This is a genomic window from bacterium, from assembly GCA_022616075.1.
In the GTDB taxonomy this organism is placed as follows: domain Bacteria; phylum Acidobacteriota; class HRBIN11; order JAKEFK01; family JAKEFK01; genus JAKEFK01.
In genome coordinates, this window is sequence record JAKEFK010000119.1 from 1 (window position 1) to 15,056 (window position 15,056).

Genomic DNA, 15,056 nt, shown 5'->3' on the forward strand with positions numbered 1-15,056 from the left:
GCTTGTTGAAAAATCAGTTGGAGCGCGGACTTCCAGTCCGCAAAAACCTGATCGCTCGACGAGCATTTTGCGGGCAAGGATGCCCGCGCTCCAACTGGGACTGCCAGTCTCTGGATTTTTCAACAAGCTCAGCCTGCGCTCCCTAGTCTTATTTTCGGCTGAAATCTGCAAGTTCCAGGCAGATTTCCTCCTGGGCTGCATCCATTCCTCTGAGGGAAAAGTTGAAATTGTTCGCGATGACCGCAAATGCCAGGCGCTCACCGTCTCTGGTTTTAACGTAGCCGGATAGCGAGCGAACGCCGCCTATGAATCCGGTTTTTGCGCGGACGTTGCCTTCAGCATAGGTCCCCACCATTCTGTTTTTCAAAGTTCCATCTACGCCTGCAACCGGTAACGAATCATAAAAATAAGGAAACAGAGGTCCCTTATATATTCCAACGAGAATTTGAGCCAACAGATTTGGGGTGACGAAATCGTAGCCGGAAAGTCCTGAGCCGTCTTCCATGACCAGTTCCGAAGGATTGATTCCTAACGGAGCTAAAGTTTCCCGGATTGCTTTTTCAGCGCCCTGGAAACTTCCTTCTTCATTGTCAACCGCGGCAATCGTTTTTGCGATTGAATCCGCAAACAAGTTATGACTGCTCTTCATCATTTCCGTGATGATAATTCCTAAAGGAGGGGAGGAGTGTGTGAACAAAATGCGATACTGACCGGGATTGCTTATGATTGAGTCGGCTTCTTCTTTCGAAGCGCGTCTGGAATCACGAACACGAATGCCCATGTTCTCCAGCGTTTCTTTCAACACCGCTGCAAAATAGCCTGCCGGTTCATGCACCGTAATGTACCTTACATCCGTTCGATCTCTTGTGCCGATTCTTCCCCGCAGAATGATGATATTGCTATTGTCCTGGCGGTAAGCAACAAACCGGTTGGAATGGCCGGAGCGGGTGACGACGCGATTTTGCAGGCGCAGGTAACGGTTGTGAGGATGAAGACGTACGGAGGCGAGCCTCCCTCTTCTGCCGGGTTTGACATGGACAGCAATGACATTGTCGTTAAATTGCAGAGCGGAAACCTGAGCAGCGTAGGGAGCGTTTAAGGCGTGTGCCGGCCAGCCGTCGGCAATCCGTTGATTGTCAAAATATGTATCGACACCAATGATTGAGCCGTCGATTCTGCGGATGCCCTGCGCGCGTAGCTCTTCAGCCCAATCCCGGAAAATTGACAGTGCATTGCCGTTTTGCATTCGCGATGAAATCGCCGGATCGCCGGATCCAACAACAATCAGGTTGCCGGTCAATCTTCCATTTACAATTTGACCGTCCGTTTCAATTCTGGTCTCGTAACGAAAATCGGGCCCAAGCCTGATCAGAGCGGCAGCGGCCGTTACAATTTTCATGTTCGATGCCGGCAACATCATTGTCCGGGTGTTTCTTTCGTACCAGATCTCATTTCTATCCAGTGAGACAATCTTGATACCCCACAACGCGTTTTGAAATTCAAATGAATCGATGATACGGTCCAGCCGCGCGCGCAACTCCGCAACGCGATCGGGTGCTGGTCGCAATGTTTCCAAAACCGGAAGCGGAGGCGACGGTACCGGAATAACTTCCGGCGCAGGAAGTCTTGGCTGCGGAGCGGGAGCCTTATGCGCACAACCGGCCAGGAGAAAAAGGAGAGCCAGAACCGCTGTGAACTTGAGCCGAAGAATCTTAGCAATCGGATAGAACGAAAGCATCTTTCACATAGTAAGTATTTCCAACCTGTAAAGCATTTCTTGTCAAAATTTTCTCGTAGTCCGAAATGGTACAAATTTTTGTTATATCCACGAATGCGAAAATCGTAAAGATTGCGACTTTCTATTCGGAGGTGTTTCAAATGCTAAAAACATTAGTGCTTACTCTATCCATACTCGCAATCGTGGGAATAGCTTTCGTATCTGCTGACGATGAACAAAAGGTAAAAATTAAGGCAGATGCAATTACAGGAAAAATTGTTTCAGTCGAAATGGAGAAAAAGGCCATTACGCTTCGGGACGCCACGACCGGAGAAAACGTGATCTATGTTTTCAACGATACGACCACGTTTTATAGAGATGGAAACGTAATCGAAGTAAAAACTCTTGTGCCAGACGAGGAGGTTACTCTGAAACTTGACACGGCTGGCAAAGAGAAGAACATTATCCTTCGACTTGACACTCCCATTGTTGTAGTTGAGGAAGAGAAGAAGGATTAATCTTCCTTTTTATGGTCCGGTCCGGTGCTACACACCGGACCATTCCTTCGTGATCCAAACTTCGCAGAAGGCAAAAAATCTTTCTTAAGTTTCCAACCAGGGGTTAATTACTTTGAGACCAGGATACTGAAAATCCCCGGAGTTGCGTGTTACAAGCCGCAGCTCATAACGCAGTGCGGTCGCGGCGAGAAGACTGTCAATAACAGGAACAGGTCTGCGGATCTCTGCCAGGAGCCGCCCCCAGAGATCTGCCACTGAAAGATCTACGGCAAGGACTCGCCCCTCGAACCATGCCGGAAGTTCATGCTCGAGCCAAACGCGAAGTTTTTCCTGTCGTCTTCTATCGCCGACAGATTCGATTCCCTTTCGAACTTCACCGAGTGTCAGAACACTCACAAAGAGTGCTTCGCCGGGAATCTGATCGAGCCACGAAATCACCGTTCTGTTCGGTCGGCGACGAATCGTTTCCGATACGATGTTGGTATCCAGCAAATAACTCATTCGAGATCGATGTCTCGGCTTAATGTTTGCTCCCGCTGGAGGTTAAGCCTCAGTCCGTAAAGCGGCGAACGGCGCATGAACTTTACAAAACTTCCAGGGGGGTTTTTCAGCCGTTCATATTCGTCACTCGAAATCACAACGGCTACCGGAGCGCCGTGAACCGTGATTCTCTGCGGTCCTTCCTTGGCAGCTTTTTTGATAAGCTCACTTAAGCGGGCTTTTGCCTCTTGGAGTTGCCATGTATCCATAGATTCCTCGCAAAAATTATGGTTATACTAGTCAGACTATATTCGCATTTTTTTCCAAAGACGTCAAACGTGCCTGGATCTAAACGTGATTTCGCAGCATCAACTCCGCGGGGTAGGGATCCAGATAAACTTGCTGCTGGATCCAGGCGTTCGGGTGCTTGCGGAAGTGGTGTTTTAGCAAGGTTATAGGCATGATCAGCGGTAGATTTCCTTTGCAGTATTCTTCAATGTGATAGACCAATTCCTGTTTATCGTCCGTATCGAGCGATTCTTTCAGAAAACCCATCAAATGTTGAAGCACATTCGCGTGTTTACGCGGAGTTGCCCTTCTTTTTAAAGTGTTCATGAAACAACTACTGTACTTCTGCAACACCTGGCTTGTGAGTTTGCCCGCGCGAGCAACAATTCTTCCGAGAACGCGATAATCCTCAGGGCTGTGGGAAAGCAATGTCATTTTATGTCTGCTGTGGAAAGCCACCAGATCATGGGGCGCGCCGCAGGCTGCTAATAGATTCGTTAGCCTCGCATAACAGAACATTCGTTCGATAAAATTTTCCCTTAAGACTGGATCCTGTAGCCTTCCTTCTTCCTCAACAGGAAGCAAGGGATGCATCCGGATGAAAGTGTCCGCGAAAATTCCCCGGCCTTTTCTTTTTACTCCTTTGCTGGAATGTATGCGGACCCGCTCCATTCCACAGGAGGGAGAATCTTTTTTGAAAATGAATGCGTGCAATCCTTGAAGCTGCTTTGCGCGCCACGATGAAAATTGGATCATCGGATCGGTCCAATCTTTTTTCGAACGGACACCCATCATCCTGATTCCCGAAGCAGATTCTACAAGTTGAACACTCTCACGTGGGACGCCCATTCCTACTTCCACTTCGGGACATACAGGCACCCATTCCACGTACCGGCTTAGAATTTCCGTCAGAAATGGGTCCCGTTTGTGTTCACCGTCATAACGCACTCTTTCTCCAAGAAGACATAGGCTCACGCCGATTCGGATTTTGGTATGTTTCATCGGTGTAATCATACATACAAAATATCTCTGGAGGGATCTTGACAATGGTCAAACGGGAAATAGGTTTCAGGACAAATAGGAGTACAACCGTGAGCAAGAAGATAACACGCTTGAGCTTTGCGATTTTGTTCGTTTTCCTCTTCTCGTCGCTATCGGAAGCAGTTGTTCGGGTTCGTAAACTAGGAGATCCCAAAACGGCTTTCTATAGTCCCGATATAAAAACACCGGATGACTTGAAGAAGATGCTGGAGGTCAGGAGAGATGACATCCAGCAAGTTCTGGCGCGGGCTCGCTGGTCCGGGAACCCGCAGGATTTACTTAACGCCCTGGACACTGGAACATTTTCAGAAACAACGATTTCAACGGGAACGCAAATGCGTTTCATGGCGGCTCGCAAGGCGGGGCGTCCGCATGCCATGATCGATGTGCTTTATGAAGGGCCTCCTTTTGAAGCTTATTACGTGGATTTTGAATCAGGAGGCACAGGATGGCGTTTCTACGCGCCGAAAATTTGCAGCAATTTTTGGCTGGAAGAAAGAGTGATTGAAAAACCAGCGCCTCCGCCACCTCCACCACCTCCGCCGCCACCAGCTCCTCCACCGCCAGAACCGGCACCTGTGCCTGAACCGCCTCCGGCACCAGAACCGGAAGTGGAACCGGAAGGACCAGGACTCTTCTTTGTTGCCGGTTTCCTTGGCAAAGAACGAAGAGTGGATTTTGACAATGACTTATTCCTCGGAGCTGAGTGTGAAACCATCCTGGGAGTAAAAGGAGGGATTCTGCCGCGCCTTTCCGACAACGTCGAAGCAGAGCTGTCTATCGGCGGAAAATTTGTTATCGGAGACAATGATAACGATGGGAACGATGATGATCCTTTCAGTGGTGACGACGAAGACGATGATGGTAATGAAGACTCGGATCATACGCTATTCATCGATGCGGCAGTACACGCTGTTTTCGAACACGGTTACGTGGGAGGCGGCGTGAGTTTCTGGGATTTGAATAACGAAGATCAGCGTACGGTTGCTCTTCTCGTTCAGTTCGGTGTGGGTCCGGAAAAACTTCAGATTGCGTTTGAGGCACGCGCGCCATTTGAAGATATGGATGACATCGGCAACAACTACATGTTCTGGGGCGGTATCCGAATTCGTCCGTAAAGAACTATTGCGTTCGAAAGGCTGCAAGGCAGAAACCGCTGCACTGCAGCCATTTTCTTTTAAGATGCGCAATGTTACACTCGCGTGAATGAAGCGAGCCGCATTAACATCTCTACTGATTTTTCTGTTCTCATCTCTTCTTGCGGCAACTCCGAAGCTCGAAGATATTCTGAGTTCTCCATTTCCTTACTCACTGGTTAGCGCAACCGAAAAGGATCGCGTGGCCTGGGTGTTCAACGAAAGAGGACGCCGGAACATCTGGGTTGGAGATGGGCCGGAGTATAAACCACAGCGCATTACGGATTATCAGGACGATGACGGGCAGGAGCTGAGTGGGCTCACATTTTCAAAAGATGCCGAGTTTATCGTGTATGTTCGCGGCGGCGATCCGAATTCGAAGCAAGAATATCCGAATCCGAATAGTGATCCGGCGGGCGCCAAGCAGGAAGTATGGGCTGTTTCTATTGTTGGTGGAACCCCAATAAGGATTGGTGAGGGATCCTCTCCAGCGATTTCGCCGGATTCAAAGACTATCGCGTTTGTAAAGAGCGGACAAATTTATTCTGCGGCGATGCAGGATCCAAAAGAAGCGAAGCAATTGTTGCATGCGCGCGGTCAGAATTTTTTTCCAGTCTGGTCACCGGATGGTGCGCGGTTGGCTTTCGTCAGTTTCCGCGATGATCATAATTTCATCGGCGTTTACGATCCAACGACAAGTAAGATTACGTGGCTTTCGCCGGATGTGGATCTGGATTTTCAGCCTGTGTGGTCTGCGGATTCGAAGCAGATAGCATTCTTGCGGTTTCCTGGAAAACGAGCCGAGCCGGATGCAACGTGGGAACCCACTTCAAGATTTTCGATCTGGATCGCAGATGCGGAAACCGGAGCCGGACGTAAGGTCTGGACATCGCCGGATGAGTCTGGAGGCTTTGCACAATATTATTCGAATTCACCGCTGATGTGGGGAGCGGAAAACAGGCTTCTGTTTTACTGGGAAACGGACGGCTGGATTCGCATCTACTCCGTTTCGACAGCAGGTGGAAAAGAGATTTCGTTGACACCAGCAGGCTGTGAAACAGAACATGCTCTGTTGTCTGCGGACCGGAAACAATTGATTTTTAACTCCAACTGCGGAGATATTGACCGGCGTCATCTCTGGATGGTTCCAGTTGGTGGAGGTTCCCCGAAAAAGCTGACGCAGGGAAACGGCATTGAATGGAGTCCTGTGGTTGCCGGCGCGAATGTAATTTTTTTGTGTTCAACAGCAAGACAACCTGCTGCTCCCGCTGCAATTCCGATGGCAGGTGGAAATCCCCGGCTTCTTGCTCCGGAACGGCTGGAAACGGTGCCGGTGAAGGAACTTGTCGAGCCTCAGCAGGTGATTTTCAAATCCATGGATGGGACGGAAGTTCACGGACAACTATTCCTGCCATCAGGATCAAAGACAAAACTTCCGGCGCTCATCTACATGCATGGCGGTCCAATTCGACAAATGCTTACTGGCTGGCACTACATGGATTACTACCACAACGCATACGGAATGAATCAGTATTTAGCGGCAAATGGTTACGCTGTGCTTGCCGTTAATTTCCGTTGCGGCATTGGATATGGCAGAGCGTTCCGGCGCGCTGAGAATCAGGGGCCGTACGGCGCTTCTGAATATCAGGACATCGTTGCAGCTGCCAGACTCCTCCAAAAACGGACGGATATCGATGCGAACAGAATTGGTTTGTGGGGCGGTTCTTATGGTGGCTATCTGACAGCGCTGGGACTTGCGCGTGATTCGGAATTATTTGCGGCAGGCGTGGATTTGCATGGGGTTCACGATTGGGCGTTAAGAGCGAAACTGCGAGGCGCGGAAGATTGGGGAATCCGTGGCGATGAAATGATGCGCAGGGCGTTTGATTCATCGCCCGTTGCGGATGTTGCAACGTGGACCTCGCCCGTTTTGTTCATCATTGGAGATGATGACCGGAACGTGGATTTCATCGAAACGACGGATCTCGTGCAAAGGTTACGCAAAGAAGGAAAAGCATCTGTGGAAACTTTGATCTTTCCGGATGAAGTTCATGATCTGCTGCGTCACAAGAACTGGCTCCGAACGTTCCACGCTACTCTCGATTTCTTCAACCGGCATCTTGAAGCAAAGTAGCGCGGACGTCTCGTCTGCGCGGCGTTCTGCAGGCGGGACGCCCGCACTACTTTTGTTTACCTACTTACATAGTCGGACTATTTAACTAACAATTTAGCGCGATAATAGTTTCTTTGCTGTTTCATTTTTTCTAAGAACGTCTCGAATTCATGCTGGCCATGCAAGTTTTTCAAGTGGGGATCCTTTTCAAAAAAGGGATAGCAGGAAAATCCATGATCTCCTGTCTTTTGTAACCATTCGATAGCCGGCGCAGTTTTTCCCATTAGCGCATAAGCCAAAGCGATGTTGTATTCGGAATGGTGAAAATGTCCTAAGCCACGGTCCTTTTCAATAGCCATACGAATGTGTTTTTCAGCCTCCGCTTTATCTCCCGTTTTCGCCAGAAGTGCCGCATAACAACTATGAAGGAATGACGCGTCCCAAACCCTCACCAACGACCGGCGTTGCGGCTCTGTTTGCAGCAGTTCTTTCATCACTGTTGCTGACTTCTGGATATCCCCCAGATAAAGAAGGCTTAAAGCACGCCAGATTTCATCTCCCGGACTCTGCTCAGAGGCCGAAAGAGCTTGCTGATATTCATGATGAAAAAACAGAGCCATCACACGGTTACTGCGTCCAAGCGAATTTGTCGGATCGAGTTTGAGCGCAGTCGTCACTTCCTGAAGTGCTTCTTCCACGAGACCGACGTGGTGATAGATGCCTCCCAGGTAGACATGAACTTCAGCCAGATTTGGGTCTAACTTGATTGCTTTCTTATAATCGTCCGCTGATTTCTCGTGAGGGTAATTGTTCTTGCGAGTCCAAATCAGACGACCTCGCGCTGCATAGGCTTCGGCAAGATTTGGATCCAATACAATTGCCTTTTCGATTTCAACGAAGGCTCTCTCTTCCCATTCTTTTTTAGGTTCTACAAAAAAAAATTTTTGCCGATAAACATTCCCCAAAGCGGCGTGCGCCAGGGCAAATTGAGAATCGAGTGCTATCGCTTTTTCCAGATGTGGGATTGCCTGGTTGAGGTCCTCTTCGCTGATGTTATTCAGTAGATATTTGCCTCGTAGATACAGGTCGTAAGCCTCTAAATTTTCAGTAGGACGTATCTTCTCTGCTGCCGGAGTTTCCGACAGGGTTAATTTCAATGCGGAACCAATTTGTTTGGAGATGTCGTCCTGAACGCCGAACAGATCCGCCGCGCTACGATCATATCGTTCCGCCCAAAGATGGTACCCTGTTCGAGTATGAATCAACTGCGCGTGGACACGCAGGCGGTCCCCGGAACGCTGCAGACTGCCTTCCAAAACATAATTTACTCCTAGCTCTTTTCCAACTTGTCCGACATTCACATTGCGTCCTTTGTATTGAAATACACTGTTACGCGCAGTCACCTTCATTCCCGGAACCTTGGCGAGCTCTGTAATCAAAGCCTCTGTCATTCCATCCGAAAAGTATTCTTCTTGTTTCTGGTTTCCAAATTCCGTAAAAGGCAGAACGGCAATGGAACGAATGGATGAGGAATCTGCTGGCGGTGTCGGTTCTGGCCGCAACATCCACAATCCAATAAGTAGACTGAGCAATAGGAAGGAAGTTATGGCCAGCAGATAGAGTTGAATCCTCGTTCTTTTTGGCACGGGTGAAGCTTGTACTGTTTGTGATACGCGTGTTGTAGAAGCGGACCAATGCTCTTTGAGATCGCGCAGGTCACGTGCCAGGTCGCGTGTTGACGCGTATCGTTCTGCCGGCGATTTTGAGAGGCATCGGCGCAGCAATCGTTCCAAAGGAGCCGGAACTTTTGCGTTTAACGATTCGATCGGTTCGGGTTCTTCTCGAATGATAGCGGTTAGAGTTTCCGCAGCCGTGTTCCGCCGAAAAGGGGAACGTCCGGCGGCCATTTCATAGAGGATGGTTCCCAGTGAGAACTGATCGGACCTGAAATCGGCGGGCTGCCCGCTTGCCTGTTCCGGAGACATATATCCAATCGTTCCAAGCAGGATTCCCGATTCGGTTTCGTGAGCTGCAGTAGGAATCTGGCTTGCATTCTCGCCGGGTATTCCAACTTTACAGAGTTTCGCAAGTCCGAAATCCAGGATTTTTGCGACAGCGTCTTTGTTTACGATAACGTTTTCGGGTTTCAGATCGCGGTGAACAATTCCGGCTTCGTGAGCACAGGCGAGCCCTTCCGAAAGTTGAGTCGCAACGTTGAGCATATCCTTAACCGGAACAGGACCGGATGAAAGGATTTGCCGTAAAGTTTTCCCTTCGACGAGTTCCATGGCGATGAAAGGGCTCGAATTATATTTTCCAATATCGTAAATCGTGATGATGTTCTGATGATTTAATGCTGAAGCCGAGCGCGCTTCCTGTTCGAAACGGCTTAATCTTTGCAAATCAGAACAAGCCTCTTCCGGAAGTATCTTAATGGCAACAGATCGGTTTAATCGTGTATCGCGAGCCCGATACACTTCTCCCATGCCTCCGGATCCCAATAGAGATTGAATCTCGTAAGGACCAAGGCGAGTGCCTGATTCGAGCCTCATTCTTTTCGGTCAGCTGATGAGAATTCCTTCGTACCATTATAGCAGGTCTTGAGAAGCTCTACCGTATTAGATGAGTTCAAAGAGGTTTTCTTTTGGAAGACTTGAATTGATCCACGGCCATTGCCGCCAGCAGGCGCGCGCGGTTTGCAGAAGGATGTTTTTTTTGCGGGTCCAACGCGGCTGCCTTTTTCAAATCACGCGCGCCCTCATCGAGTTTTCCCAGGCGAAGGCAGGTCTCACCCCGATTGGTAAGCGTGCTGATATCATCCGGAAAAAGTTGCAATACACGGTTAAAGCGAAGGATTGCCTTGTCGTATTCCTGCATTCTTTGATGAATGACTCCAAGGATCGAATGAACATAAGGATTTTTAGGATCCAGAACTGCGAGGCCTTCAAAAATGCATCGCGCTTCTTCCAGCCGGCCTTGTGAAAAGAAGTTGTGACCAACAGTAAGGAGACCTGCCATCTGTTTTGCGTCGATATTGAATATCTGAACAAACTTCAACTCTCCTCTTCGAAACTTATCCAGCTTGTTTTTGTCTATACCGGGCATCCGAACTCCTAGAATCGCATGTGGCGAATCAGCTCGCTTTTAAGGTTATTTGTTGCGTTTTCCATTTTCGTAAGAACGGATACCATTCCATTGAAGACGTGCAACGTTCGTTGAAGTTCAGGATCGGTCAGTTTAGGTTGCTGCGGTGTAATCAATTGTTCCAGGGGCAATGGAAGAGGTGATTGTGCCGTCGTCGTACCGGCATTGACTTTGATGCTTCCTAGAGCTTCGCGTATTCCGCATTGCAAAAAATTCTGTACACCACGTTGGAAATCGAACCCTGGATTTCGCAGAATTTGATGCACGTCATCCATGGAAACGATTTCGCTGAATCCGGATCGAGACGTTCCTGCCGCGCTCAAGTAACCGACGGGCGTTTCCGAAAACGCCGCAGTTCGAATTGCAGCTTGCTGTGGCACGTCCGGGAAATCAGAAACAACTTCTTCGAGATATCGTTGTGCGTCGCCGATCGATGGCTTTTCCCGAAGCAATTCAGCCTGTTGCGCGGCAGCTTCTACCGATTCTCTAGCGGATTCGACGACATTGAGTCTATCGGGAACGCGAGAAAGTTCACCAAGATTCATTTTTTCCTCACGGATAGTTGAGCTTGGAGATGGCCAGTGCCTGGTTAATCATGTCTTGCGTTGAAACAGCAATATTGATTCCCCCGTTCGAGATTACGGCAAGGTCCATCAATACGTTGGGCGGCAAGGTGCTCAACACGTTCACACCGTCCTGACCATTTCCCAGGTAAAACGCGAGTCCATTTAGTGCGTGCGCGCAATCAAGCTTTGCGCCGGGAGATCCAGAATCATAGTGTTGCTGCATTGCGTCGGCCACCTGCACCATGACATTTTGCAGATCTTGCTGCGTCGGACCATTCGGATTTTGCAACGAACTCGCCGCATCTTTACACACTTTCGCAAGCAATCTGCCGGCGCCATCCGGGTATTGCACGAGTCTCTGGATCCGGCTTCTGAACTGAGTGGGGTCCGTGAGCATTTTTACCAATTGTTGTTCGCCCCAGATTGGATAGTCCCCCATGTATTTTTCGTAGTTCGGGTCGTTCACTGGGACGGAATCCAGTTTTGCCATAACATCATCGTGAGCTTTTTGCTTTGGAGAGGGATCTCCTTGCCGAATGTAGTTCGCTTCACGTAACAAGGAGTAGGAGGTCAGATCCATCCTTCTGCCGTGTGTTAGAGAATCAGACTCCATTTGCGCGATCAATTGGGGCGGAGTCGACCCCAGTTCATTCTTAGAACTTAAGTATTGGAGAAATTGTCTCAAGGGAGATGTATCGTGAGCCTCACCAATTCTCACGGACATCGTTTTATAGACTTCTGATAGCAGCGGTGCAACCTGGGGATCATTTTTCGAATCTCCAATCAATGTAACCATGAAACCGCTGATGATCGATGGGTTACTGTCATACATCTTGAACATGACTCTGGACAGATCGCCCTGGCTGGATAATTGACTGAGAACATCTTTTCGCATTTCGGGAGTGATCCTGGTCAGTCTGTCTAGCATCGCGGATGCATCAACGGGATTCTTCCGTATTTCATTTAACAGGAATTCGATCACGTCCCATTTATTCTTGTCCATTGGAGTGATGAAATCGTTCACAACTTCACTGATCTCCGGATTCAGAAGACCAAAAATGGAGGAGGCATCCACTGTTTCTCCTTGAGCCGGAGGATTAGGCGTGGTCAGCGGTGTTGTTAACGGAGTAAGGTTGATCGCGGGCGCTTGAAATGTTTCAAACATGTCAGGAACACTTGCGATCCCGGTACTGGAAGCTGGTTGAGCCGTTTGATCCAGAGGAACTTCTGTTTCCAGCGGTTCCGGAATAATACCTTGTTGAAATCCAAGAAACCTATTGATCGCGTCCATAACATACCTCCATTCTGTTCACCTATTACAGTCGATCGCCATAGCCATAGTAGTTTGAGTAGACGTGAAATTCTTCGCGGTTTTGAGTATCCCAGTCGGTCGGCTCTCCGGCGAGAGCGGCGCGGAACAGTTCTCCTTCGTTTCCATTAGCTTCATCAGTCATGTAAGACGGATTGTTTGAAACGGTGCTTGCGATCTTTCGTGCCACGGTTACATCATCATCGGTCAGGCCATCCAGGTGGAATCCGACGCCTCTAATAAAAGCTTTTGCTGCTTCAATTGGATCTCGAAGAAGCCGGTCATTAAGGTAAACGGTCTCCTGATAACTTCGATGCACGTACATGCCGTTGGCTCCCTTAATCTGGTTGCCAGGAACGAATTCGATCTTTGGTAGCCAGGAGTAATCACCGGCTAAAGCTTTTTGTCGCAGGTCTTCAGCTTTCTCACGGCTATAATTCGTTCCGTAAATGGCTTCCATGACACTGTGAAATCCATTCTCATCCGCTGCGAAGTTGCCAAATTGATCTTTGAATGCGTTGAGTATCTCTTTGGCCGCTTCTTCCGGTCCAACTGCATATGATTTGGGAACCTCTTGTACCGGTGGTCCATCTTGAGCAACTACAGACTCGGGAAGCACGGACTCTTTCGGGATTGTTCCGCCGGGATTCGCTGCTAGAAGATCGAAGAACGAAGAAGGATCAAAAGTTTCACTCTGCGGCAGCGAGGTGATAGGACTCATAGGAGTGGCTAGTGAAGGGATGTCAAACGCTGGTGCTTGAAAAGTCTCAAATGCATCAGGAGCGCTGGCGATTCCTCCGCTGGAGACTTGTTGAGGAGTTTGCTCCGGCGGAACCTCTGTATCTTGCGGTTCCGAAATAATATTTTGTTGAATACCAAGAAATTTATTAATCACGTCCATTCATAGACCTCCGGCTTCATTCGATTCCGTAATTCTGAATTTTTGGAGCAGCGTGACCAGGATCCAGATTTCTCTGAACTTCCAGCTGTTTAGCAAAGTTCTTCAGTGCTTCATCACAGTTTTGATCTGCAATTTGGATAAGTTCATTCTGCTGATTGGCATGCGTTATCTTCAGTAGACCGGCTTCATTATCAGGGAATATGCTAATCTCTATGCTCTGGTTGGTTTCTAATGCACGGTTCGCAGCATCCTGGATTTGCTGAAAATCCTTTTCAGAAAATCTTTCAAATATTTGTCTTTGATTTGGCGTTAAGTAGAAATTGTCATTGACCACTTGCCGAAGGTTCGCGGCAATTTCACCGTATTTGCTGGAATTTTCTGAAAGAAATGCGTTGAAATTCGCGGCTGTTAATACTTGTTTGTTCTCAGCTCTTGCAAACGCCAGTACCTGTCGAAGATCCGAAACCGGGACTGCTTCTTCAATCGGAGGACCATCCGCCGTTAAGACATCAAAAAGCGCTGAAGCTTCCACAGTTTCTGTTTGCGTCGTCGAATAGGGTGTTGTCATTTCTGCTTTCGAGCCAGGCCTCAGGCCGCCATCGTCACCAAAAAATGATTTAACTCCGCCCCAAAAAGAATCCATTTCATCTTTTTGCTCTGCCAGCTCTGCTTCCAGTTGAGCGAGTTGTTTCTGATTTTCTTCGGCGATCCGTTTCTGTTTTTCCCGTGTAGTAAGATCAAAAGCCGGCGCCTGGAAAGTTTCAACTGCATCAGGAACACTGGCGATTCCTGTGCTCGAAACTTTCTGCGTAGCTTGGTCTAGTGGAATTTCGGACTCTTGCGGCTCTGAAATAACGGTCTGTCTGAGACCTGGAAACTTATTTATCGCATCCATTCGAAACCTCCGATCAGTCAGTCAAAGCAATCTCCATACCAGGTATGATTCGGTTTGGATTTTCTTTAGAATCCTCGAAGAAAGTGGATTCGCAGTGAATTTCGCGTTTGTGTTGCGCTTTGTTTTATCGCAACATCGCGAAACGTTTCGCGATGTTGCTACGAAGCGGCAAGGATTCTCAGCGAAACCAACCGATAATTGTGATCCGTTCGCCTGAGATCACAGGTTTTACTTCGTGGAAGCTGGTGGAACGAAAGACTACCATTGAGCCCGCAAGAGGTTGAATCAATTGTGTTGAAAACGAATGAATCGCCAGGCCTCCCCCTTGAAACTCATCATTCACAAAAATGGTCGCGGTAAGTTTCCGTGACAGATGTCTGGTTATGTTTTCAGGAGATTCGTCGCGGTGTGGGATGAAGAATCCTCCGGGCAGGTATCGCAGAAAAATGGGACCTTCATAATCGGAAAGTGACACTTCAAACTTGCGCTCCAGCGGTCCCTTCAAACAGAGTAATCGATTCCGGATGCATTCCTGAATATCAGGTGGGACTAAAGCTGTGTAACTCTTTCGGACCTGCTCATCCATCAGTCCTTCCTGACTTCCACTTCTATTTGTTAATCCGGATCTAATCACGGGTGAGCCGCGGACAGAAGAAAGAAGCTGATTTGCCTCTACTGTTGAGAGAAAGCTTCTTATGGTCCAGACTTCCTGATTAGTTTCGCTTTCACAGTTCATCCAAATATTTTTCCTGTGGTTGAAAACTTCATCTGCTGGAAAAGGTCCAGCGACTGATTCAGCGATAGCTCCATGTTTTGGAAAGTTTGTAATTGGCTATGGAAAGCATGCAGATTTTGCGCATCCAGAAACTGTGGTTGCCCTGGCGGACCTTCCGGTTGTAACTGAGTGTCTGGCGGGCCCTGCGGCGCCAGTTGAGTGTTTGGTGGACC

The 15,056-nt window shown here is 48.6% G+C and carries 15 protein-coding genes; 3 read left to right on the forward strand and 12 right to left on the reverse strand.

The window, feature by feature from the left end; translation table 11 throughout:
- Positions 1-148 precede the first annotated feature (148 nt).
- On the reverse strand, positions 149-1,738 hold the full coding sequence (gene dacB, locus L0156_09835; protein ID MCI0603303.1) for a D-alanyl-D-alanine carboxypeptidase/D-alanyl-D-alanine-endopeptidase: 1,590 nt from the start codon (positions 1,736-1,738) through the stop codon (positions 149-151).
- A gap of 140 nt (positions 1,739-1,878) precedes the next feature.
- Between dacB and L0156_09840 the strand changes: the two genes are divergently transcribed.
- Positions 1,879-2,235 (forward strand): hypothetical protein, encoded by a 357-nt coding sequence (locus L0156_09840; protein MCI0603304.1) that lies wholly within the window; start codon positions 1,879-1,881, stop codon positions 2,233-2,235.
- Positions 2,236-2,319: 84 nt separating this feature from the next.
- Here L0156_09840 and L0156_09845 read toward each other — a convergent pair whose 3' ends face one another.
- The 3 genes from L0156_09845 to L0156_09855 form a co-directional block, all read right to left on the reverse strand.
- Complete coding sequence (locus L0156_09845; GenBank protein MCI0603305.1) at positions 2,320-2,736, reverse strand: type II toxin-antitoxin system VapC family toxin; 417 nt, start codon at positions 2,734-2,736, stop codon at positions 2,320-2,322.
- Positions 2,733-2,984, reverse strand: coding sequence for a type II toxin-antitoxin system Phd/YefM family antitoxin (locus L0156_09850; protein MCI0603306.1), 252 nt, complete (start codon positions 2,982-2,984; stop codon positions 2,733-2,735). Before L0156_09850 ends, L0156_09845 begins: the two co-directional genes overlap by 4 nt.
- 79 nt (positions 2,985-3,063) lie before the next feature.
- Complete coding sequence (locus L0156_09855; GenBank protein ID MCI0603307.1) at positions 3,064-4,017, reverse strand: DUF523 and DUF1722 domain-containing protein; 954 nt, start codon at positions 4,015-4,017, stop codon at positions 3,064-3,066.
- 77 nt (positions 4,018-4,094) lie between these two features.
- Between L0156_09855 and L0156_09860 the strand changes: the two genes are divergently transcribed.
- Together L0156_09860 and L0156_09865 are read left to right on the forward strand one after the other, a co-directional pair.
- Positions 4,095-5,162 (forward strand): hypothetical protein, encoded by a 1,068-nt coding sequence (locus tag L0156_09860; protein MCI0603308.1) that lies wholly within the window; start codon positions 4,095-4,097, stop codon positions 5,160-5,162.
- An 88-nt stretch (positions 5,163-5,250) separates the two neighbouring features.
- Positions 5,251-7,314, forward strand: a complete 2,064-nt coding sequence (locus L0156_09865) for a prolyl oligopeptidase family serine peptidase (GenBank protein MCI0603309.1) — start codon at positions 5,251-5,253, stop codon at positions 7,312-7,314.
- Between the two features lie 77 nt (positions 7,315-7,391).
- Here L0156_09865 and L0156_09870 read toward each other — a convergent pair whose 3' ends face one another.
- The 8 genes from L0156_09870 to L0156_09905 all read right to left on the reverse strand — a co-directional run.
- On the reverse strand, positions 7,392-9,845 hold the full coding sequence (locus L0156_09870; protein MCI0603310.1) for a protein kinase: 2,454 nt from the start codon (positions 9,843-9,845) through the stop codon (positions 7,392-7,394).
- A 76-nt stretch (positions 9,846-9,921) separates the two neighbouring features.
- Entirely contained in the window at positions 9,922-10,398 is a 477-nt protein-coding gene (locus L0156_09875; GenBank protein MCI0603311.1) for a tetratricopeptide repeat protein, read from the reverse strand.
- A gap of 8 nt (positions 10,399-10,406) precedes the next feature.
- On the reverse strand, positions 10,407-10,982 hold the full coding sequence (locus tag L0156_09880) for a hypothetical protein (GenBank protein ID MCI0603312.1): 576 nt from the start codon (positions 10,980-10,982) through the stop codon (positions 10,407-10,409).
- Between the two features lie 7 nt (positions 10,983-10,989).
- Positions 10,990-12,294 carry a hypothetical protein gene (locus tag L0156_09885; GenBank protein ID MCI0603313.1) on the reverse strand — a complete coding sequence of 435 codons (1,305 nt, stop codon included), beginning with the start codon at positions 12,292-12,294 and terminating at the stop codon, positions 10,990-10,992.
- Between the two features lie 25 nt (positions 12,295-12,319).
- Positions 12,320-13,213: a hypothetical protein gene (locus tag L0156_09890; GenBank protein MCI0603314.1), complete on the reverse strand. Its 894-nt coding sequence runs from the start codon at positions 13,211-13,213 to the stop codon at positions 12,320-12,322.
- Positions 13,214-13,229: 16 nt separating this feature from the next.
- Positions 13,230-14,108: a hypothetical protein gene (locus L0156_09895; GenBank protein MCI0603315.1), complete on the reverse strand. Its 879-nt coding sequence runs from the start codon at positions 14,106-14,108 to the stop codon at positions 13,230-13,232.
- Positions 14,109-14,286: 178 nt separating this feature from the next.
- The gene (locus L0156_09900) at positions 14,287-14,694 is read right to left on the reverse strand and encodes a 2OG-Fe(II) oxygenase (protein MCI0603316.1); all 408 of its coding nucleotides are present in this window, start codon (positions 14,692-14,694) and stop codon (positions 14,287-14,289) included.
- Between the two features lie 146 nt (positions 14,695-14,840).
- Positions 14,841-15,056 (reverse strand): hypothetical protein (locus L0156_09905; GenBank protein ID MCI0603317.1); only part of this gene is annotated, 216 nt, incomplete at its 5' end.